Source organism: Streptomyces sp. NPDC012508 (genome assembly GCF_042902595.1).
In the GTDB taxonomy this organism is placed as follows: Bacteria; Actinomycetota; Actinomycetes; order Streptomycetales; family Streptomycetaceae; genus Streptomyces.
On the sequence record NZ_JBIBEO010000013.1, the window covers coordinates 40793 to 60927 of the forward strand.

The following is a 20135-nucleotide window of genomic DNA, read 5'->3' on the forward strand; positions in this document are numbered from 1 at the left end:
CGCCGGGAGGCCCGGCCGTTCCCGCATCCCGCCGGCGCCCGCACACACCGGCGCCCCGTCACGTCCCGATCACCGCCCTCACTCCCCCGCTGCCGCCTTCCGCCAGGCCGCGTCGCGGAGCAGGCGGAGGCCGTTGAGCCCCACCAGGACCGTGGAGCCCTCGTGGCCGGCCACGCCGAGGGGCAGCGGGAGGTGGCCGGTGAGGTCCCAGATCACCAGGGCCCCGATGCAGGTGCCGGCGATCACCAGGTTCTGGATCACGAGCCTGCGGGCGCGGCCTGAGAGGGCCACCACCGCGGGGACGGTGGCCAGTTCGTCGCGTACGACGACGGCGTCGGCGGTCTCCAGGGCCAGGTCGGAGCCGGCCCGGCCCATGGCGATGCCGGTGTGGGCGGCTGCCAGGGCCGGGGCGTCGTTGACTCCGTCGCCGACTACCAGGACCCGGGAGCCGGCCCGCTCCCACTCCCGTACCGCCGCGACCTTGTCCTCGGGCAGGAGCCCGGCCCGTACGTCGGTGATGCCGGTGCGTTCCGCGACCCGGGCGGCCGCGCCCGCGTTGTCGCCGGTCAGCAGGGTGACCGGGGTGCCGGTGAGGCGGGTGAGGGCGGCGACGGCCTCGGCAGCTCCGTCACGGAGCCGGTCGGCGAGGGTGAGGACGGCGACACGGGTGCCGTCGACGACCACCTCGACGGCGGTGTCGGTGTGCGCGCCCCCGGCCCGGCGCACGCGCACCTCCCGGCCCTCGACCTTGGCCCGGACGCCCTCGCCCGGTACCGAGGCGAAGTCGCTCGCCTCGGGGACGCGCAGACCACGCGCGCGTGCCGCGGCCACCACGGCGCGTCCCAGGGGGTGTTCACTGGGGAGTTCGGCCGCGGCGGCGAGGGCGAGCGCCTCGGGGTCGCCCTCGACACCGGTGACGCGCGGCGCGCCCTCGGTCAGGGTGCCGGTCTTGTCGAGCGCGACCCGGTCGACGGTACCCAGCCGTTCCATGACCACCGCCGACTTGACGAGTACGCCGTGGCGGCCGGCGGTCGCGATCGCAGAGAGCAGCGGGGGCATGGTGGCGAGCACGACCGCGCAGGGCGAGGCCACGATCATGAAGGTCATGGCGCGGAGCAGCGTGGGGGTGAAGTCGGAACCGAGCGCGAGCGGGATCGCGAAGAGCGCGAGCGTGGCGACGACGACGCCGACGGAGTAGCGCTGTTCGATCTTCTCGATGAAGAGCTGGGTGGGCGCCTTGGTTGCGCTGGCCTCCTCGACGAGCGCGACGATCCGGGCGATGACGGAGTCGCCCGCGTCCTTGTCCACCCGTACACGCAGGGCGCCCGTGCCGTTGAGGGTTCCGGCGTAGACCTCGGCGCCGGGCGTCTTGGGCGCGGGCAGCGACTCCCCGGTGATGGTGGCCTGGTCGACGTCGCTCGCGCCGTCGAGCACGGTGCCGTCGGCGGGCAGCCGCTCCCCCGGCCGTACGAGAACGGTGTCGCCGATCCGCAGGTCGGCGACCTCCACCGGCTCCTCGGCGCCGGCACGCGTGAGGCGTACCGCTCGCGCGGGTGCGAGGTCGAGCAGTCCGCGTACGGAGTCGGCGGTACGGCGGGTGGCGAGCGCCTCCAGTGCGCCGGAGACGGCGAAGATCACGATGAGCAGGCCGCCGTCGAGGTACTGGCCGATGGCGGCGGCGCCGATGGCCGCGACCACCATGAGCAGGTCGACGTCGAGGGACTTCTCGCGGAGCGCCTTGAGGCCCTCCCAGCCGGGCTCCCAGCCGCCGGCGGCGTAGCAGACCGCGTAGAGCGGACCCCAGGTCCAGGCGGGCGCGCCGGCCAGGTCCAGCGGCAGGGCGAACAGGAAGGCGAGGGCCGACAGGGCAGCCCAGCGGACCTCGGGCAGGTCGGAGACGCGGGTGCGCCGGGGGGAGGGCGGGGCCTTGTCCGCGGACGCCGTCCGGGCGTCGAGCACCGGTGAAGCCATGGGTGGACACCTCTTCGGTCGGGGACGGCGGGGCGCCGTCGGAGAACGGCTGGGCCGTCCGGGGGCCGGCGCTCACCACCATAGCGGAATACATGAAGAGGTCTTCATTCATGAGTTTATCGCCGCGGCTACGATGAACGCATGGGACACGGAGCGAACGGCGGAACGACCCCGGCAACCCACCTGGACGCGGAGTCCGCGGCCACGATCGCCGCCACGCTCCAGGCCCTCGCGACGCCCTCCCGGCTGATGATCCTCACCAAGCTGCGCCAGGGGCCGTGCGGAGTCACCGAACTGGCCTCCGCCGTCGACATGGAGCAGTCCGCCGTCTCCCACCAGCTGCGCCTGCTGCGCGCCCTCGGCCTGGTGACCGGAGTACGGCAGGGCCGCCGGATCGAGTACAGCCTCTACGACAACCACGTGGCCCAACTCCTCGACGAGGCCGTCTACCACATCGAGCATCTGCGTCTCGGCGCGCGCGATGTGCCCAGGGAGAGCGTGGATACTGGGACGTCGTAGACCGACCGACTACGGGGAAAGGGCGGGGATGACGGACGAGTTGGGGCACCGCGGGACACGTCACGCGGTGGTCATCGGGGGAAGTCTCGCGGGCCTGCTGGCGGCGCGCGTACTCAGTGAACACGCCGAAAGGGTCACGGTCGTCGAGCGCGACCGCTTCCCGGAGGGACCGGACACCCGGCCGGGCGTTCCGCACTCCCGGCACGTGCACGTACTGCTCGACGCGGGGCAACAGGCCCTCGATGAACTGCTTCCCGGCTTTACGGGTGAGCTGCGCGAGCTCGGCGCTCCCCGGGTAGGGATGCCCGAGGACATGATCCAGTGGCAGAACGGGCGCTGGTTCAGCCGCCTTCCGGCGACCACCCACCTCTACACCGGGCCCCGGGCCCAGTTGGAGTGGCTGGTGCGCCGCCGGGTCCTCGCCGACCCCCGCGTCGAGACGGTGCAGGGCACCGAGACCGTCGGGCTGATCGGTGACGCGTCGCGGGTGCGCGGTGTTCTGCTGCGTGAGCGTGGCGCGGGGAGCGCGCGGGAGAGCCGTCCCCTGAAGGCCGATCTGGTCGTCGACGCCTCGGGCCGTGGGACGCACGCCTCGGACTGGCTCGCGGCGATCGGGGCGGAGGCGCCGCACGAGGAGACGATCGACACCGGTCTCTCCTACGCGACCCGGATGTACCGCGCCGCCGTGGATCCGGACACGGACGCGGTGGGCTTCAACGTGGTCCCCAACCCCGAACAGGTCTACGGCGGTGTCGTGCTGCCCATCGGGGGCGGGCTCCATCTGGTCACCCTGTCCGGGCTCCGGAACGACCGGCCGCCCACCGACGACGACGGGTTCGAGGACTTCGCCAGGAAGCTCCCGCACCCCATCCTGAGCGAGTGGCTGGCCAGGGCCACGCCCGAGTCCCCCGTCCACGGCTTCCGGCAGACCGCCAACGTCCGCCGCCGGTACGACCGTCCGGGCCGCCGCCCGGCCGGATTCCTCGCCACCGGCGACGCGCTGTGCGCCTTCAACCCGATCTACGGACAGGGCATGACCGTCGCCGCGCTGAACGCGCTCGCGCTCCGCGGGGCGCTGGCCGATCCTCGGGCGACGGCGACCACCCGGATTGTCCAGAAGGCGATGCTCGACTCCTCGAAGCAGGCCTGGGACATCTCGGCCGGTGCGGACAAGAGCATGCCGGGTGCCACGGGCAACGCGATCGGATCGCGGGCGATGGACAGGCCGGTGGGCTGGTACATGCGCCGCCTCCAGCAGCGGTACGGAGGGGATCCGGTCGTCGGAGCCGCGTTCCGCTCGGTCCTGACCCTGACGGCCCCGATGACCTCGCTGTTCGCCCCGCCCGTGGCCCGGGCGGTGCTCTTCGGCCCGGTGCCCCGGACGCCCGCCGAGCCGCCGATGCGGCGCGAGGCGTAAGACGGTACTCCGGCGGCGGCGCGGGCGTAGGACGGTACTCCGGCGGCGGCGCGGGGCCGGTCGTCTCACACGCCCGGCGCCGCCGTGATCACGCCTGCGGCGATCGCCGCGCTCAGGGCCGCGTAGTCGTCGGCGTTCTGGTGCGCGTACCGCATCGCGAAGTCGGCGACGGCGCGGTCGAAGACGTCCGAGGAGCCGAGGTACGCGGCTATGGCGATGCGGTCGCCGGAACGGGCGTGTGCGCGGGCCAGAGCTCGGCCACAGAGAGCCGCGTACGCGCGGAGCATCGCCGGCGACATCGTCTCGACCTCGGCCGAGCCCTTCATGTCGCGCAACTGCCGCCAGTAGAAGTGCCGTTGCTCCGGACCCGTCATCCAGCCGAGGAAGATGTCGCCGGCGGCCTGCGTGAGGCGCTGCCCGCAGACGACCCGTTGCCCCTGGTGCGCGTACACGCTCGGCGACAGGTACGGCTCCAGGACCGACCGGCCGGTCTCCTTGATCTGGAGCATCAACGGGTCGCCGTCGTCACGCCCTTCCAGGAGGAGGATGAAGCAGCGGGTACCGACACTGCCGACGCCGACGACCTTGCGGGCGGCGTCGACGAACCGGAACCGGTCCAGGAGGATACGGCGTTCCTCGGAGAGCGAGCTGCGGTAGTCGCTGAAGATCTTGCCGAGGCCGACGCGGTCCAGGCCGACGGTCCGTTCGAGCAGCGGCGGGTCGTCGACGATGCGGCGGGCACCGCTCTCGTCCACGGTGGTGAGCTTGCCGAACGCCTGGAGGCTGGTCCGGCGGCGTGCGCGGGCGAGGCGGCTCTCGACCCTGGCGCGGCGGTTGCCGCGGACCAGCGGCGCCAGGTCGTCGGCGTCGATCCGCTCGTACCAGACGGCGAGCTCGCCGAGGCCGGAGAGGCGGCGCATGGCGACGCGGTACGCCTCGGTGGCGACCAGGGCGGCCCGGTGGGCCTTGGCCTTGGTGGTGCCGTTCTGGAGGGCCGCGACGGCCACGCTGGCGGCGAGCCGCTTGACGTCCCACTCGAAGGGGCCCGGCAGCGTCTCGTCGAAGTCGTTGACGTCGAACAGAAGCGCCCGTTCGGGTGATGCGAAGACGCCGAAGTTGAGAAGGTGGGCGTCGCCGCAGAGCTGCACGGTGAGGCCGGTGTGGCGTTGCGCGGCGAGATCGGCGGCCATGACGGCGGCGGCGCCGCGCAGGAACGCGAACGGCGAGACGACCATCCTGCCGTACCGGATGGGGACCAGTTCGGGCAGCCGGTCGACGGACTGCCGCTCCAGCACGGTCAGCGGGTCGGGCCGCTGCGACGAGGGTATCCAGCGGCCGTGCGAGGACCGCGCCACGATCTTGCGGGCCGCCTTGCCCACCTCGGCCCGCGCTGCCGGTGTCGTCATCCGGCCTCACCCGCTTCTTCCGCAGCCACTTGGGGTTGTGACTCATTACAAGGTCAGAGCGGTCCGCGCGCACCCCGAGCGGTCCCGGATTCGGCCACTCCCGTCGCCCCCTCTTCCTTAATGGTTTAGACCAATGATAGGAATTGATCACCCCCGCGAGTCAGACTGTCACGCTGAGCAAAGAGAGGGGTTGGAACATGACTGAGCCCGAACCCGAGCAGGACGCGGCGGTCCCGCTCTATCTGAAGGTCGCCGCCGCCCTGCGTGGCGACCTCGCCGAGCGGCGTATCGCACCCGGCACCCGCCTCCCGTCCGAGCGCTCCCTCGCGCACCGCTACCACGTCAACCGTCAGACGGTACGCAGCGCGCTCCAACTGCTGCGCGAGGAACGGCTCGTCGTCACCGACCGCCGCGGCACCTTCGCGGCCGGCACCGAACACGAGCCCCGCGAACCGGCTCTGACCATACGTCGGCAACTCTTTCCCGGTGGGGCGGACGCCGCCGAAGCCCTCGTGCGCTCCTCACTGCTGTGGGAGGCGCCGCCGGCCGGGCTGGTGAGCCGGCTCGGGCTGGTACCCGGCGAGCCGACGCTCGTCCACCGGCACGTCGTCCTCTCCCCCGGCGGCACCCCGATGCAGCGGTCGGTGTCCTGGTTCTCCCGGGCCGCGCTCGCGGAGATCCCCCAACTCGCGAAGTACCGGCGGACCCGGGGTTCCAGCCTCCAGCCGGACCTACGGCTGCTCTACCACTGGATGCACCAGGCGGGGCTCCGGCTCACCCGACGGGAGTCGATCGCCGTACCGCCCGCCGCCACGGCGGGGGTCGGGGGCGGCGCGCCCCGGCTGGCCGTGCACCGGGTGGTGTGCGACCAGCACGGGCACGCGCTGGAGATCACGGACATCGACTGCGCGGCGCAGGGGGTCTCCTGGACGTACGAGTTCAGCGGGTGAGGGAGGGGATGGGATCCCACTCATTGGATCCAACATCCGATGTCCAATGTCCCTGATCGGTATCCAGGATCCGTGATCCAGGATCCGTGATCCAGGATCCGTGATCCAGGATCCGTGATCTCGGATCCGGTATCCCTGATCCAGGATCCGGTGTCCGTGATCCGGGATCCCGTATCCCCTAGACGATCCCCTCCGCGATCTCCGCCTCCTCGCGGGCCGTCCCGTACGCCGACGGTGTGCCGTACGAGCGCCGCGCCACGTACCACCACACGCTGGACAGCACGAGGACGACGGCCAGGGCGATGACCGCGTAGTTCATGGAGTCGATCGTCACCGGTGACTTCTGCGGCAGGCAGAAGAGCACGGTGACGACGGCGACCCAGATCACCGCGGTCCAGCCGATCGGGCGGCTCCAGCGGCCCAGGTTCCAGGGCCCCGGGGTGAACCGCTTGCCCGCGCGCAGACGGAGATAGATCGGGATGGCGTAGGCCGGCGTGATGCCGATGACGTTGATCGCGGTGACGGCGCCGTAGGCGGTCGCGGAGTAGAGCGACGGTACGGCGAGGAGCGCGGCGACGCCGACCGCGAGCCAGACCGCCGGAACGGGGGTCTGCGTACGGTGGCTGACCTTGCGCCAGAGCGTCGATCCCGGCAGGGCGTTGTCGCGGCTGAACGCGAAGACCATTCGGCTGGCGGCGGCCACCTCGGCGTTGCCGCAGAAGAGCTGGGCCACGATCACCACGAGCAGCAGCGCGGCGGCGCCCCCCGAGCCGAGCGCGTCGAGGAGGATCTGGGCCGGCGGGACGCCCGTGGCGCTGTTCTGGGTGCCCGCGTAGTCCTGGATCGCGAAGGTCAGTCCGGCGAGCAGGGCGAACCCGGCGATCCAGGAGACCCAGATGGCCCGCACGATGCCCTTGGCGGCGCTGACCGAGGCGTTGGAGGTCTCCTCCGAGAGATGGGCGGAGGCGTCGTAGCCGGAGAAGGTGTACTGGGCGAGGAGCAGGCCGACGGCGGCGACGTAGAAGGGGTTGGCCCAGCCGGTGTCGTTGACGAACTCGGTGAAGACGAACTCGACGGACTGGTGGCGGTCGGGGACGAACGCCAGAGCGCCGACGATCACCGCGACACCGCCGAGGTGCCACCAGACGCTGACGGAGTTCAGCACGCTGACGAGCCGTACGCCGAAGAGGTTGAGCACGGCGTGCAGCAGGAGGATCGCGAGGAAGATCAGGAAGGTGGAACCGGCCGTGGGCACGATGCCCCACTGGAGGTTGAGGAAGGCGCCGGTGAACAGGGCGGCGCCGTAGTCGATGCCGGCGATCGCGCCGAGAAGCCCCAGGAGGTTGAGCCAGCCGGTGTACCAGCCCCAGCGCCGGCCGCCCAGCCGGTCGGCCATGTAGTAGAGCGCGCCCGAGGTCGGGTAGGCGCTGGTGACCTCGGCGAGCGCGAGCCCGACGCAGAGCACGAACAGTCCGACGCCCGCCCAGCCCCACATCATCACGGCGGGTCCGCCGGTGCCGAGGCCGAAGCCGTAGAGCGTCATGCAGCCGGAGAGGATGGAGATGACGGAGAAGCTGATGGCGAAGTTGCCGAATCCGTCCATCCGTCGGGCGAGGACGGGCTGGTAGCCGAGCTCCCTCAGCCGGGCCGCGTCGTCGTGCGGGCCGGCGGGGGGCTTGCGTATCTCGTCGGGGACGGTGCGGGACATGCCGGTACCTCCGGTGGTAGGGGGTCAGCGGGGCCTGAGCGGGCGGGGGGCGGGGGCCGGGGGCCCGGGCGGTCACGGGTCGAGACAGCGGGCGCGGGCGCGTACGAACATTTCGGTGGCGAGGTCCCGGTCGTCGGGCCGGTCGGTGCGGTAGGCCCAGGGGAGCACCGTGTAGTAGGGCCCGAGGGCTTCGAAGACGCGGGCGGCGTCCGTGAAGTTCTGGGCGCCGTAGAGGGCGTGGGCGAGGTGGTTCAGGTCGAGGAGGGAGGCCTCGGCGGTGGCACAGAAGAGGAACCAGTGGTGCAGGGCGCGCTGGGCGTCCCGCAGGGCGTCCTCGGCGACCCAGTGCAGGTCGAGTGCGTGCTGGTGGCCGCGGTCCCGCCGGTAGCGCTCGACCCGTACGTAGAGCGGCAGGGCGTGCAGGGCGGAGCCCGTGGGGGCCGAGGCCGCCGCCCACTGGGCGTAGTTGACGGCCTCGGAGAGGGAGCCCGTGTGGCGGGCGTAGAGGAACTGCAGCATCCGGTGGTGGGCCTCGCGGTTCTGCGGGTCACGTCTGTCGACCTCGGCGAGGAGCCCCCAGGGGCCTGGCGGGAGGAGGGGGGCCGGCGGCGTGAGCCGGTGCTCCGCCATGCGCTGCCGGTCGTCGAGGGCGGCGAGGGCGAGGAGGCAGATCCAGGGGACGGGGTCGGCGGGCGCCCGTTCGGAGGCCTCGCGGCAGGCGGTCCAGGCTTCCTGCCACAGTTCGCGGGTGCGGGGATGGCCGCCGCGGTGGGCGCGTACGGCTCGTTCGACGGCGACACGGGTGTGCATCACGGTGGCGGAGACGCTGTCCGGCTGCTCGGTCCGCCAGGTCCGGACGACGTCGCCGGACGCGGCGACGGTGGCGAGCACCTGGGTACGCCGGGTCCAGTCGGCCCAGCCGGACGTCTCGTCGAGTAATCGGGCCGTGGACACCCAGCGGCCGGTCCGCAGGTCCTGGACGGCGTGGCGCAAGGCGTGGTCGTGGCCCGCCGGATGGTAGACGGGCCGGAAGCCGTGTCCAGCCATCAGGGGGCGGGGCGTGCGGTGGGTGACATGGGTCCTCGGTGGGTGAAGGGGGTGGTCAGTCCCCCGATGGGCTTCCCGGGCCGTTGATCGGCGATCACTATAGGGTCCGTTGGACGATCGCGATCCACTTTCGGATCTGACCGTAACTATCCGGCCACGGACCGAATATGAACATGCGTCATCTCTTCCGTCGAAGCCGACGGACCCGTCGTGGGCGGCTTGACGGGAGGGAACGGGTGCACCAGTCTTGCCGGTTCCGCGATCAAGGCAGCTGCCCCTTCGAGGACGGGAGTACGAGATGACGGGCCCGGTGCTCGCCGTCGACCAGGGAACCTCGGGGACCAAGGCGCTCGTCGTCTGCCCCGAGCGTGGGGTCATCGGGACCGGCTCCGCGCCCGTGCGGCCCCGTTACCTGCCCGGCGGGCTCGTCGAGGTCGATCCGACGGAGCTGTACGACTCCGTGGTCACCGCCGGACGCGCCGCGCTCGCCGAGGCGGACACCCCGGTCGTGGCCGTGGGCCTGGCCAACCAGGGGGAGACCGTCCTCGCCTGGGATCCGGCGACGGGCGCGCCGCTCACCGACGCCATCGTCTGGCAGGACCGCAGGGCGGCAGAGCTCTGCACCGAACTATCGGTCCACGCCGCCGAGTTGAGACGGTGGACCGGACTGCCGCTCGACCCCTACTTCGCCGCTCCCAAGATGGCCTGGATCCGTCGGCGTCTCACCGGAGCGGGCGTCGTCACCACGAGTGACTCCTGGCTCGTGCACCGCCTCACGGGCGAGTTCGTCACCGACGCCGCGACGGCGGGCCGGACCGGTCTGCTCGACCTCGACACGGTGTCCTGGTCCGCCCCCGCCCTCGACGTCTTCGGTCTGGGCGGCGAACGGCTCCCCCGCGTGGTCGACGCCGACACGCCCGTCGGCACCACGACCGCGTTCGGACCGCCGATCCCGCTGACCGGTCTCCTCGTGGACCAGCAGGCGGCGCTCCTCGCCCAGAGCGTCACCGCCCCGGGCGCGGCCAAGTGCACGTACGGAACAGGGGCTTTCCTGCTGGCTCAGACGGGCACGACTCCGCGCCGGGGCGACTCGGGGCTCGTGAGCTGTGTGGCCTGGCGTCTCGCGGGCCGGACGAGCTACTGCCTGGACGGCCAGGTGTACACGGCGGCGTCCGCCGTCCGCTGGCTCACCGACCTCGGGGTGCTCTCGGGCGCAGGGGACCTCGACACGGTGGGCGCGACGGTGCCGGACAGCGGCGGGGTCACCTTCGTCCCGGCACTCGCGGGCCTCGCCGCGCCGTGGTGGCGCGGCGACGTCCGGGGCTCCCTGCACGGCCTGGGCCTGGACACCACCGGCGGACATCTGGTCCGGGCGCTCTGCGAGGGAATCGCGGCGCAGGTCGTGGAGCTGGCCGCCGCGGCCGCGAGCGACCTCGGCCGGCCGCTGACCTCGCTGCGCGTGGACGGTGGGCTCACCCGCTCCGCGCTGCTCATGCAGACCCAGGCCGATCTGCTCCAACTCCCCGTCGAGGTCTCCGCGTTGCCCGATGCCACGGCGCTCGGCGTGGGCGCGGTCGCCCGTCTCGGGCTCGATCCCGGCCTCGCCGTCCACGACGCCGTACCCGAGTGGAAGCCGTCGGCCGTCTACGAGCCCGCAGTGACCGGCGCGGAGGCCGCCGAGCGCCTGGAGCGGTTCCGTACGGCCGTGGCGGCGCTCCTCGACGGCGCCGGGGGGTCGTCTCCCGTATGACGGCGGAACCACGGCCCGGAACCGTTACCCGCAGAGGGGCGCTGCCGGACACCTCGGCTTCCGGGGCGGCGTACGACGTCGTCGTGGTCGGCGCCGGGGTGGTCGGCTGCGCCGTGGCGCGCGAGCTGGCCCGGCGGCCGCTGCGGGTCGCGCTGGTCGAGGCGTCCGGCGACGTCGGCGACGGCACGTCGAAGGCCAACACCGCGATTCTGCACACGGGTTTCGACGCCGTGCCGGGTTCGCTGGAGGCGCGCTTGGTACGGGACGGCCGGCGCCTGCTCGCCGACTACGCGCGGGAGACCGGCATTCCCGTCGAACCGGTCGGCGCGCTGCTCGTCGCCTGGGACGAGGAGCAGCAGGCCGCGCTCCCCCGTCTCGCGGAGAAGGCCGTTCGCAACGGCCACCGCACCACGCGGGTCATGGGCGGCGAGGAACTGCGCGCACGGGAACCGCACGTGGGGCCGGGGGCGCTCGGGGCGCTGGAGGTCCCGGGCGAGTCGATCATCTGCCCGTGGACGACGACGCTCGCGTACGCCACCCAGGCCGTACGCTCCGGCGTCGACCTCCACCTCAACTGCCGGGTGGAGAAGGCCGACCCGGGGCGACGCGCCGGCACCCCGCATCGGCTGGTCACACCCCGCGGAGTGCTGCGCGCCCGCCATGTGGTCAACGCGTGCGGGCTCCACGCCGACCGGTTCGACGCGCTGTTCGGCCGCACGGACTTCACGGTCACGCCGAGGCGCGGCCAGTTGATCGTCTTCGACTCGTTCGCCCGCTCGCTCCTCCGGCACATCCTCCTTCCTGTGCCCGGCGCGCTCGGCAAGGGCGTGCTGGTCGCACCGACGGTGCACGGGAAGGTGCTGCTCGGGCCGACGGCCGAGAACCTCGACGACCGCACGGCCACCGAGTCGACGGCGGAGGGCCTTGAGGGCCTGCTCGCCCAGGGGCGCCGCATCCTGCCCGCGCTCCTCGACGAGGAGGTCACAGCGGTCTACGCCGGTCTGAGGGCGGCCACCGAGTACGACGACTACAGGTGCGCAGCCCACCCCGGGCTGCGGTACGTCACGGCGGGTGGCATCCGGTCCACCGGTCTGACGGCCTCCCTGGCGATCGCCGCGCACATGGTCGAGCTGCTCGTGGAGGGCGGGCTCGTCCTCGGGCCGGAGCGCCCGCTCGCGCCGGTCCGGATGCCGAATCTGGGCGAGGCGTTCCCGCGCCCGTACCGTGACGCCGAACTCATCGCCGGTGACGCGGAGTTCGGATCCGTCGTCTGTCACTGCGAGCGGGTGACCCGGGGGGAGATCCGGGACGCGCTCGCCTCGACGATTCCGCCGGCGTCGCTCGACGGGCTGAGGCGCAGGACGCGTGCGCGCGGCGGCCGGTGCCAGGGGTTCTTCTGCGGGGCGACGGTCAGGTCGATGGTGGAGGAGGCGGGGCCACCGTGGTCGGAGCGGTGAACCGGGTCGTGGACGTGCTCGTGGTGGGCGCCGGGCCCGCTGGTCTGGCCGCGGCAGCACGGCTGGCCTCGGCGGAGGGCGGGCGGTACCGGATCGAGGTCCTGGAGCGCGAGCGGGAGGCGGGAGGCGTGCCGCGGCACTGCGCCCACGGCGGATTCGGCCTGGCCGACCTCGGGCGGCCGCTGGACGGCCCGGGATACGCCCGCCGGCTGGCCCGGACCGCGGTCCGGGCCGGCGCCACCCTCCGTACGGGCGTCTCGGCCACCGGTTGGTCGGGGCCGCTCACCCTGGAGGTCACGGCACCGACCGGCCTGGAACGGATCACGGCGCGGGCGGTGGTCCTGGCGACAGGAGCACGTGAACGGCCGCGCAGCGCAAGGCTGGTGCCCGGGACGCGGCCCGCCGGGGTGCTGACGACCGGCGAGCTCCAGCAGTCCACGCATCTGTACGGGATGCGGCGGGAGCGGCTCGGGCGGCGTGCCGTCGTGATCGGCGCCGAGCCGGTCGCCCACCACGCGGTGCGGGCGCTCCGCAGGGCGCGGGTGGACGTGGTCGCGATGGTGACCGCGCAGCCGCGCGGGCCCCGGCGGTTCGGGGCTCTGGCGCTCCCGCCGCTGCTCACGGGGGCGACGGTCACCGAACTGCTGGGCCGTGGCAGGCTCGCGGCGATCCGTGTGCGTCATGCCGACGGGCGGACGGGCACGATCCGCTGCGACACGGCCGTGTTCACGGGCGACTGGATCCCGGACCACGAACTGGCCCGGTCCGGCGGGTTGTTGCTGAACACCGCGACGCGCGGGCCTTCGGTCGACGGCGCGTTCCGTACCGCGTCCGCGGGAATCTTCGCGGCGGGCAACGTGCTGCGTGGCATCGAGCCGGCGGGCACCGCGGCGACCGAGGGGCGCGGGGCGGCCGATGGCGTGCTGCGGTATCTGTCGGGCGAGCCCTGGCCCGAATCCGCGGTGCCGTTGACGGCGGAGGTCCCGGTCCGGTGGGTGGCGCCGAACCGTGTCTCTGATGCGACGGCCGGGGGGCCGCTTCTGCTGCGGGTCCGCGAGCCGCTGACGCGTCCGCTGGTCGAGGTCGTCCAGGACGGCCGGGTGCTCCACCGCGCACGGCTCCTGGGCACGGCGTGGCCGCACCGCTCCGTACGCGTGCCCGCCGGGTGGGCGCGGGAGGTCGACCCGGCGGGCGGACCGGTGGAGGTACGGGTCACCGCCTGAACCGCCAGCGGCCTGAACCGCCAGTGGCCTGGGCCACTGGCAGATGCTCCGAACCGTTGACCCCCCGGTCACCTCGCCCCATCCTCATGGTCATGTTCATGATGGACAGTTCCGACGGAGATCCCGGAGATCCCGTCTTCTACCGACGACACGGAGGTGTCATGGTCCGGCGCATGGTCAGATCCCTGCTCGCCACGGTCCTGGTGGTGGTAGCCGCCCTCACGGGTACGGTCGCCACCTCCGATACCGCCCACGCCGACGCCTGCTACACCTGGGGGCGCACCCTGTCCTCGGGCATGTCCGGGGCGGACGTGACGCAGTTGCAGATCCGCGTCGCCGGCTACCCCGGCTACGGCGGTGTCCTCGCCGTCGACGGCGACTACGGCCCCGCCACCAAGGCCGCCGTGACCCGTTTCCAGCAGGCGTACGGGCTCGCCGCGGACGGCATCGCCGGTCCCGCGACCTTCTCCAAGCTGTACGCCCTCCAGGACGCGGACTGCACGCCGATCCACTTCACCTACGCCGAGCTCAACAAGTGCAACGGCGACTTCTCCGGCGGCGCCGTCAGCGCGGCCACCGCCAAGTCCAACGCCCTGCGCGCCATGTGGAAGCTCGAGGCGCTGCGGCACGCGCTGGGCGACGTACCGATCTCGGTGAGCAGCGGCTTCCGCTCGCACGCCTGCAACGCGGCGGTGGGCGGCGCCTCCGACAGCCGCCATCTGTACGGCGACGGTATCGACCTGACCGGGTCGCCCTCGCTGTGCACGCTGGCCAAGCAGGCGCGCAACCACGGCTTCAACGGGATCCTCGGCCCCGGCTACCCGGGTCACGGGGACCACGCGCACGTGGACACCCGCGCCTCGCGCTTCTGGTCGGCGAGCAGCTGCGGGATCTGACCCGCTCGGCCACACTGGGCCGTATGCCGGACAAGCGCAGTGCAGGGCTCCTTCTCTTCCGCGGAACGGCGGACGGCGGCTTCGAAGTGCTCATCGGCCATATGGGCGGGCCCTTCTGGTCGTCGAAGGACGTCGCGGCCTGGTCGATCCCGAAGGGCGAGTACGGCCCCGAGGAGACACCGGAGGCCGCCGCACGCCGCGAGTTCGAGGAGGAGCTCGGCCTGCCGGCGCCGGACGGCGAGCGGATCTCGCTCGGCGAGGCGCGGCAGTCGAACGGAAAGACCGTCACGATCTGGGCGGTCGAGGCGGATCTCGACCCGACCCGGATCGTGCCGGGCACGTTCACCATGGAGTGGCCGCGCGGTTCGGGCGTGGCGCGGGAGTTCCCGGAGATCGACCGGGTCGGCTGGTTCGCCCCGGAGGCGGCCGCTCCGCTCCTCGTCGCGGGTCAGCGCGTCTTCCTCGAACGGCTCGCCGCATGGCGGGACGGGCGACGCGAACCCTGATTGTCAGACCCGTACGAGAGGGTGGAGGTCGCCAACCTGTCGAGAGGGAGCCCGACATGACCACGATCACCGTCCGTGAGCGCGCCGCAGCCCAGGCGTACCTTCGCCTGCTCGAGTCGACGCAGGCCGTGTTGACCGATCCGCACCTCGTGCCCTACGCGGCGGCGATGCTCACCCACCCCATGGCGGAGGCCGACGAGGCACTGCGCGCCGCGGGCCTCTCCGGCAACGAGGCGCATCTGCTGCGCCTCGTCTCGGCTCTGCGCGCCACCCCCGCTAACGACCTCGGCCGGGCGGGGTGAGGCACGACCGCAGTCGTCCGGTGAGGCACTACCGCAGGCGTACCGGAAGGGCGCGGACGCTGTTGCCGACGAAGCTGGAGTGCCGGGCGAGGTCCTCCTCGGGCACGGCGAGGTCCAGACCGGGGAAGCGGGTGAAGAGCGCCTTCAGCGCGATCGCCGCCTCCATACGGGCGAGTGGGGCACCCAGGCAGTAGTGAGGGCCGTGGCCCAGGGAGAGGTGCTTCGCCGCGGGGACGCGCGTGATGTCGAAGCGGTCGGCGTCCGGGCCGTGCGCCTTCGTGTCCCGCCCGGCCGCCGAATAGGCGGCCAGGACCGGCGTGCCCTTGGGGATGAGCGTGCCGTCGACGGTGAGGTCGCGGGTGGGGTAGCGGAACGGGAAGTAGCTCACGGGACTGTCCCAGCGCAGGGTCTCCTCGACGACATCGGACCAGTCGGCATGCCCCTCGGCAAGGTGGGCGAGCTGGTCGCGGTGGGCGCACAGCGCGCGAACGGCGTTGGTGACGAGGTTCAGCGTGGTCTCGTGGCCGGCGATGATCATCAGGACCAGCGTGCCGATGAGTTCCGGCTGGGAGAGCCGGTCGCCGCCCTCGTCGCGGGCGGCTATCAGCGCGCTGGTCAGGTCCTCCCCGGGCCGGCGGGCCCGGTCGGCGACGATGACGGTGAGGACCTCGAGGAGCTCCCGGTCGGCGGCCATGGCCTCCTGCGGACCGATGTCGGTGGCGACGACCTGGTTGGAGAGGTGGTGCAGCCGGTCCTGGTGCTCCTCGTCCACGCCGAGGAGTTCACAGATGACACCGAGCGGCAGCGGCAGGGCGAAGTGGCGGCGCAGGTCGGCGACTCCGTCGCCCTCGCGGGCGGCCTCCTCCAGCCGGTCCAGAAGACCGGCGGTGAGCGTCTCGATCCGCGGCCGCAGCGCCTCGACCCTGCGGGCGGTGAACGCCTTGCCGACGAGGGAGCGCAGTCGGCGGTGATCGGCGTCGTCGGCGGTGGTCATGCCCCGGACGGTGGCGAAGGTGCGCAGCGGCCAGCCGTCGGGGATGCGGCCCTCGGCGAGCGCCGTGAAGTGCTGGGCGCTTTTGGCGACCTCGGGGTGGGCGAGGAAGTCGCGCAGTGCGTCGTGGCCGAGGACGGCCATGCCCTCGACCTCGCCGGGCAGGACCACGGGGGTCACGGCCCCCTGGGCGAGGAGCCGCGCGTTGGCCGCGTGGGGGCAGCCGCCGGTGGGGTCGAGGCGGTGGGGCGTGGCGTTCATCGGGACACTCCTCAAGGCGGGGACGGACCGAGGCGGCTCACGAGCGGTCAGATACTACGGGGCCGGACGGCGGACGTCGTGGGTCTCAACTCGGCCTGTGGTGGACGGAGTCGGGCCAGTCCTGGCGCGACGGCCGGGGGTGGCGGCCGAGCAGCTCGGCGAGGCCGCGGCGGGTGGTGGCGACGAGGACGCGGTCGCCGGCGGCCAGGACGCGGTCGGGCTCCAGCTGCCAGACGAGCCCCGCGCTGTGCCGGCCGAGCGGCGCCGAACCGGTCGCGAGGGCGATGACCCGCCAGGCCCCGGGGCGGAAGGCCTCGGCGACCGTCCGGCCCTCCAGGAACGGGTTGTCCGCCGCCTCCACGGCCGCGAAGAGCAGCACCCGGCGCTCCACCGGGATGGCGCCCAGGATCTGGCGGCCCATCATGGCGCCCGCGAAGGAGGGCGCGGCCAGATGCGAGACGCTGCGGCTGCGGGTCAGGGCCTCGGGGTGGGCGGCGCGCAGCGTCCGGTAGACGGCGGTGGCGAAGTCGTCGTCGTACAGCCGCAGCGCGACCCGGAGGTCCGGCTTGACGGAACGGGCGGAGAGCGCGGCCTCCAGATTCGTGATGTCGATGCTCGTCAGCGCGAGCAGCGCGTGGGCCCGGTGGATCCGGGCGGCCTCCAGGACGCCCTCCTCGGTGACGTCGCCGATGACGGTGGGCACGCGCAGTCTGCGGGCCAGTGCGATACCCCGCGCCTCGGGGTCCGACTCGACGCAGACCACGGGGATGTTCAGCCGGAGGAGCCGGGCGAGGACGCGCGTACCGACCTTGCCGAGGCCGAGGAGCACCACGTGACCGGAGAGTCCGCGGGGCGGGCGGCGCAGCGACGTCGCCGTACGGAAGGTGCCGAGGGCTTCCAGGATGCCCGCGATGAGGACGGGCATCAGGAGGAGCCCGACGAAGCCCGCGAGGATCTGCAGCACCTGCCGGCCGGTCGTCTCGTCGACGGCCGGATCGCCGATGGCGAAGATGTCGAGGAGGGTGAGGTAGGCAGCGTGCAGGGGGTGGTCGCCGGTGGTGAGCGAGGATGCGAGGGCGATCGCGCAGACGGCGGCCGCCACGCCCGCGAGCGACCAGCGCAGGCGCCGGGAGAACAGCGAGCCCACAGGCAGGGCGGAGGCGCCGAACCGCTTGGTGGACAGAGTGGGTCCGGCGTAGCTGATCGCTTCGAGGGCGACCGTGCCCCGGCCGCGGGCGGCCGCGACGGCCTGGTCGTCGGGCAGGAGCAGCGGCCCCTGGGCTCCGCTCCGCTCCGAGCCCTCCACACCCGCCGGATCGTTGGTGGTCGCCGACAGCAGGGCGAGCGTGCACAGCCCCGGGTCGGCGACCTCGCCACGGGCGGGCGGGGTGCGCTCGACGGCGTGCAGGAGCAGGCCGCCGGCCTGGACGACCTTGCTGGTGCCGGCGACGGCGGTGGCCGCGAGGGCGGGCGCCGCGGTGTCCGCGTCGGAGAGCACGGTCGTGGAGCCGTCGAGCGCCCTGGGGTCGAGACCGGGCTCGGCGACGGAGGCGGCCTGGTCGAGGAGTGTCTCCAGGTGCTGGCCGAGCTTGCGGTTGTAGAGCCGGATGACCAGGCGCAGCCTCGGGTTGAGCCGGCGGGCGGCGAGCGCGCCGCGGATGTTCGTCTCGTCGTCGTCATGGACGAGGGCGAGCGCGGCGGCCCTCTCCACGCCCGCGTCCAGCAGGACCGCTTCGTCGACCTCGGTCGTCTCGACCACCCGGACGGACCGGCCGCCCTCGGAGGCTTCGCGCTGCTCTCCGACGGGAGTGCGTGTCATCGCAGCCGTCACCCGGCCGAAGAGCCAGGCGGCGCGGCCCGGGCGGCCGGTGCTCTGCTGCGGTGCGTCGCTCCGGGCGGGCACGAGCAGCGTGATCCTCTCCCCGTAGACGTCGTGGAGCTCACCGGCGAGCCGGTGGGCCAGCACATCGTCGCCGCAGACGATCATGTGGCCGGCCGGGGCCGGCCGCGGCTGCCGATCGGCCCGGAACGCGGGCGCGCCGAAGGGTGCGCCCGGAGGATCCGCGGTGGGCGGACGGGGCGAGGGCTCCGGGGGAACGGGCGTGCTCTGGTACGGAAGTGAGGACACGTCACCAGCATGCCTTGCGCGTACGACGGCCCGGCCGTCGCCCACGGCGCACGGCTCGTGAGCCCGCGCCGCGCCACACCGCTCCCTCGGGCCGACACCGCCCGAATGCCACCCTCCGTACGCCGGTCGGCGCACTCCGATCTGCGGGTACCGCGCCTGCTTCTTACGGTGACTGAATGATCGTCATGTCAGCTGTCCGTCATGCGGCCGCCGGTGCCGCTGCGCTGCTGCTCGTGCTGCCCGCCCCGGCGGCCACGGCATCCACCGTCACCGAACCCACGCCCCCTGTCGAACGTTTCATCGATCCCGCCCGGCTGTACCGCACGGGCACGCAGGTCCAGCCCCTCGCGGACGGGCCGGACGCGCCGGACTCCGTCTCCGCGCTGTCCTGGGTGGTGGCGGACGCCTCCACGGGCGAGATCCTGGCGGCGCGCAACGCCCATCGGCGGCTGCCTCCGGCGAGCACGCTCAAGACGCTGTTCGCCGTCACCGCACTCCCGCGCATGGATCACGAGGAGCATCACACCGTCTCCGAGTCGGAGCTGGAGGGGATCGGCAGCGGGAGCAGCATGGTCGGGGTCCAGGCCGGATACACGTACAAGGTGTCCGACCTGTGGAACGGCGTCTTCCTCAGCTCCGGGAACGACGCGGTGCGGGTGCTCGCGGCGATGAACGGCGGCTGGGAGTCCATGTCCCGTCAGATGCAGGCGAAGGCCCGCGCACTGGGGGCACGCGACACACGCGTGGTCTCCCCCGACGGGTACGACGCGCCGGGCCAGGTGTCCTCGGCCTACGACCTGGCGCTCTTCGGGCGGGCCGGGCTGCAGGACCCGGCGTTCGTCCGGTACTGCTCCACCCGGTACGCGGACTTCCCCTCGGGCGACTGGTCGTACGGCATCCGCAACACCAACCGGTTGCTGACCGGGGACGACGGGGTGGACCGCTATCCCGGGCTGATCGGTGTGAAGAACGGCTACACCAGCGGCGCGGGCAACACGCTGATCGCGGCGGCGCGGCGGGGCTCGCGGACGCTGGTGGTCTCGGTGATGAACCCGCAGTCGGGCGGCGGGTTCGCGGTGTACGAGGAGGCGCGGACGCTGCTCGACTGGGGCTTCGACGCGGCGGGTGAGGTCCAGCCGGTGGGCTCACTGGCTCCCAGGTCCGGAGGCGGCAGGGCTAAGACCCGGCCGGAGACGAAACCGGTGACGAAGCCGGTGACGAAGTCCGGCGAGAAGCCCGCCGGGGAGCCCACGGCGAAGTCCGCGGGAAGCCCGGGCGAGAAGCCCGCGGGTGACCCCGGCGAGAAGCCGGCTCCTCAGGCGGGTCCCGAGGTCGGTCCCGGGGCGGGTGGGTCCGCCGCCGAGGGGCGGCCGGGCGCGGCGGTGTCCAAGGACGTGGACGCCCTGAGCGGGCCCGGGAAGGTCGTGTCCCGGGACGACGTGCCCTCCCGTCCCTGGGCGGGCCTTCCGCTGGCCCTGGTGGGGGCGTCGCTCGGCGCCGCGCTCTCCCTCTGGGTGTGGCGGCGCCGGTCGACCGGGCGGGGCGACGGGGGCTGTGACGGGGGCCTGTGACGGCCGGTCGTGCGGCGCTTACGGAGGGCCCC

At 73.1% G+C, this 20135-nt stretch carries 16 protein-coding genes; 10 read left to right on the forward strand and 6 right to left on the reverse strand.

Annotation, left to right across the window (positions count from 1 at the left end):
• Positions 1 to 78: 78 nt before the first annotated feature.
• A complete protein-coding gene (locus tag ACFY8U_RS35135) occupies positions 79 to 1971 on the reverse strand; it encodes a heavy metal translocating P-type ATPase (RefSeq protein ID WP_389576183.1) in 1893 nt (630 codons plus the stop codon).
• Positions 1972 to 2112: 141 nt separating this feature from the next.
• Here ACFY8U_RS35135 and ACFY8U_RS35140 point away from each other — a divergent pair, with 141 nt between their 5' ends.
• Both ACFY8U_RS35140 and ACFY8U_RS35145 read left to right on the forward strand, forming a co-directional pair.
• Positions 2113 to 2490 (forward strand): ArsR/SmtB family transcription factor, encoded by a 378-nt coding sequence (locus tag ACFY8U_RS35140; RefSeq protein WP_389576184.1) that lies wholly within the window; start codon positions 2113 to 2115, stop codon positions 2488 to 2490.
• Positions 2491 to 2518: 28 nt separating this feature from the next.
• Complete coding sequence (locus ACFY8U_RS35145; RefSeq protein WP_389576185.1) at positions 2519 to 3907, forward strand: FAD-dependent oxidoreductase; 1389 nt, start codon at positions 2519 to 2521, stop codon at positions 3905 to 3907.
• Between the two features lie 65 nt (positions 3908 to 3972).
• On the opposite strand, the gene ACFY8U_RS35150 is transcribed toward ACFY8U_RS35145, so the two are convergent.
• Complete coding sequence (locus ACFY8U_RS35150) at positions 3973 to 5313, reverse strand: DUF2252 domain-containing protein (RefSeq protein ID WP_389576186.1); 1341 nt, start codon at positions 5311 to 5313, stop codon at positions 3973 to 3975.
• 197 nt (positions 5314 to 5510) lie between these two features.
• Here ACFY8U_RS35150 and ACFY8U_RS35155 point away from each other — a divergent pair, with 197 nt between their 5' ends.
• On the forward strand, positions 5511 to 6263 hold the full coding sequence (locus ACFY8U_RS35155; protein WP_389576187.1) for a GntR family transcriptional regulator: 753 nt from the start codon (positions 5511 to 5513) through the stop codon (positions 6261 to 6263).
• Positions 6264 to 6441: 178 nt separating this feature from the next.
• On the opposite strand, the gene ACFY8U_RS35160 is transcribed toward ACFY8U_RS35155, so the two are convergent.
• Together ACFY8U_RS35160 and ACFY8U_RS35165 are read right to left on the reverse strand one after the other, a co-directional pair.
• A complete protein-coding gene (locus ACFY8U_RS35160; protein WP_361763690.1) occupies positions 6442 to 7971 on the reverse strand; it encodes an amino acid permease in 1530 nt (509 codons plus the stop codon).
• 72 nt (positions 7972 to 8043) lie between these two features.
• Entirely contained in the window at positions 8044 to 9018 is a 975-nt protein-coding gene (locus ACFY8U_RS35165) for a hypothetical protein (RefSeq protein ID WP_389576188.1), read from the reverse strand.
• A gap of 298 nt (positions 9019 to 9316) precedes the next feature.
• Between ACFY8U_RS35165 and ACFY8U_RS35170 the strand changes: the two genes are divergently transcribed.
• The 6 genes from ACFY8U_RS35170 to ACFY8U_RS35195 all read left to right on the forward strand — a co-directional run bounded on the left by ACFY8U_RS35170 (position 9317) and on the right by ACFY8U_RS35195 (position 15152).
• Entirely contained in the window at positions 9317 to 10768 is a 1452-nt protein-coding gene (locus ACFY8U_RS35170; protein WP_389576189.1) for an FGGY family carbohydrate kinase, read from the forward strand.
• The gene (locus ACFY8U_RS35175; protein WP_389576190.1) at positions 10765 to 12225 is read left to right on the forward strand and encodes an FAD-dependent oxidoreductase; all 1461 of its coding nucleotides are present in this window, start codon (positions 10765 to 10767) and stop codon (positions 12223 to 12225) included. The genes ACFY8U_RS35170 and ACFY8U_RS35175 overlap by 4 nt, the downstream gene beginning before the upstream one ends.
• Positions 12210 to 13448, forward strand: coding sequence for an FAD-dependent oxidoreductase (locus ACFY8U_RS35180; protein WP_389576191.1), 1239 nt, complete (start codon positions 12210 to 12212; stop codon positions 13446 to 13448). The genes ACFY8U_RS35175 and ACFY8U_RS35180 overlap by 16 nt, the downstream gene beginning before the upstream one ends.
• Positions 13449 to 13609: 161 nt before the next feature.
• Positions 13610 to 14344, forward strand: coding sequence for a D-Ala-D-Ala carboxypeptidase family metallohydrolase (locus tag ACFY8U_RS35185; protein ID WP_389576227.1), 735 nt, complete (start codon positions 13610 to 13612; stop codon positions 14342 to 14344).
• Positions 14345 to 14367: 23 nt separating this feature from the next.
• Positions 14368 to 14850 (forward strand): NUDIX domain-containing protein, encoded by a 483-nt coding sequence (locus ACFY8U_RS35190; RefSeq protein WP_389576192.1) that lies wholly within the window; start codon positions 14368 to 14370, stop codon positions 14848 to 14850.
• Positions 14851 to 14906: 56 nt separating this feature from the next.
• Positions 14907 to 15152 (forward strand): hypothetical protein, encoded by a 246-nt coding sequence (locus ACFY8U_RS35195; protein WP_361608008.1) that lies wholly within the window; start codon positions 14907 to 14909, stop codon positions 15150 to 15152.
• 28 nt (positions 15153 to 15180) lie between these two features.
• On the opposite strand, the gene ACFY8U_RS35200 is transcribed toward ACFY8U_RS35195, so the two are convergent.
• Together ACFY8U_RS35200 and ACFY8U_RS35205 are read right to left on the reverse strand one after the other, a co-directional pair.
• Complete coding sequence (locus ACFY8U_RS35200; RefSeq protein WP_389576193.1) at positions 15181 to 16404, reverse strand: cytochrome P450; 1224 nt, start codon at positions 16402 to 16404, stop codon at positions 15181 to 15183.
• A gap of 85 nt (positions 16405 to 16489) precedes the next feature.
• Entirely contained in the window at positions 16490 to 18391 is a 1902-nt protein-coding gene (locus ACFY8U_RS35205) for an NAD-binding protein (protein WP_389576228.1), read from the reverse strand.
• Between the two features lie 317 nt (positions 18392 to 18708).
• Between ACFY8U_RS35205 and ACFY8U_RS35210 the strand changes: the two genes are divergently transcribed.
• The gene (locus tag ACFY8U_RS35210) at positions 18709 to 20103 is read left to right on the forward strand and encodes a serine hydrolase (protein WP_389576194.1); all 1395 of its coding nucleotides are present in this window, start codon (positions 18709 to 18711) and stop codon (positions 20101 to 20103) included.
• Positions 20104 to 20135: the final 32 nt, after the last annotated feature.

What these genes read in the sequence shown, in the direction of transcription:
- ACFY8U_RS35135 (WP_389576183.1), bottom strand. Translation starts at nt 1,971, where the DNA reads ATGGCTTCACCGGTGCTCGACGCCCGGACGGCGTCCGCGGACAAGGCC.
- ACFY8U_RS35140 (WP_389576184.1), top strand. Translation starts at nt 2,113, where the DNA reads ATGGGACACGGAGCGAACGGCGGAACGACCCCGGCAACCCACCTGGAC.
- ACFY8U_RS35145 (WP_389576185.1), top strand. Translation starts at nt 2,519, where the DNA reads ATGACGGACGAGTTGGGGCACCGCGGGACACGTCACGCGGTGGTCATC.
- ACFY8U_RS35150 (WP_389576186.1), bottom strand. Translation starts at nt 5,313, where the DNA reads ATGACGACACCGGCAGCGCGGGCCGAGGTGGGCAAGGCGGCCCGCAAG.
- ACFY8U_RS35155 (WP_389576187.1), top strand. Translation starts at nt 5,511, where the DNA reads ATGACTGAGCCCGAACCCGAGCAGGACGCGGCGGTCCCGCTCTATCTG.
- ACFY8U_RS35160 (WP_361763690.1), bottom strand. Translation starts at nt 7,971, where the DNA reads ATGTCCCGCACCGTCCCCGACGAGATACGCAAGCCCCCCGCCGGCCCG.
- ACFY8U_RS35165 (WP_389576188.1), bottom strand. Translation starts at nt 9,018, where the DNA reads ATGGCTGGACACGGCTTCCGGCCCGTCTACCATCCGGCGGGCCACGAC.
- ACFY8U_RS35170 (WP_389576189.1), top strand. Translation starts at nt 9,317, where the DNA reads ATGACGGGCCCGGTGCTCGCCGTCGACCAGGGAACCTCGGGGACCAAG.
- ACFY8U_RS35175 (WP_389576190.1), top strand. Translation starts at nt 10,765, where the DNA reads ATGACGGCGGAACCACGGCCCGGAACCGTTACCCGCAGAGGGGCGCTG.
- ACFY8U_RS35185 (WP_389576227.1), top strand. Translation starts at nt 13,610, where the DNA reads ATGGTCCGGCGCATGGTCAGATCCCTGCTCGCCACGGTCCTGGTGGTG.
- ACFY8U_RS35190 (WP_389576192.1), top strand. Translation starts at nt 14,368, where the DNA reads ATGCCGGACAAGCGCAGTGCAGGGCTCCTTCTCTTCCGCGGAACGGCG.
- ACFY8U_RS35195 (WP_361608008.1), top strand. Translation starts at nt 14,907, where the DNA reads ATGACCACGATCACCGTCCGTGAGCGCGCCGCAGCCCAGGCGTACCTT.
- ACFY8U_RS35200 (WP_389576193.1), bottom strand. Translation starts at nt 16,404, where the DNA reads ATGAACGCCACGCCCCACCGCCTCGACCCCACCGGCGGCTGCCCCCAC.
- ACFY8U_RS35205 (WP_389576228.1), bottom strand. Translation starts at nt 18,391, where the DNA reads ATGATCGTCTGCGGCGACGATGTGCTGGCCCACCGGCTCGCCGGTGAG.
- ACFY8U_RS35210 (WP_389576194.1), top strand. Translation starts at nt 18,709, where the DNA reads ATGATCGTCATGTCAGCTGTCCGTCATGCGGCCGCCGGTGCCGCTGCG.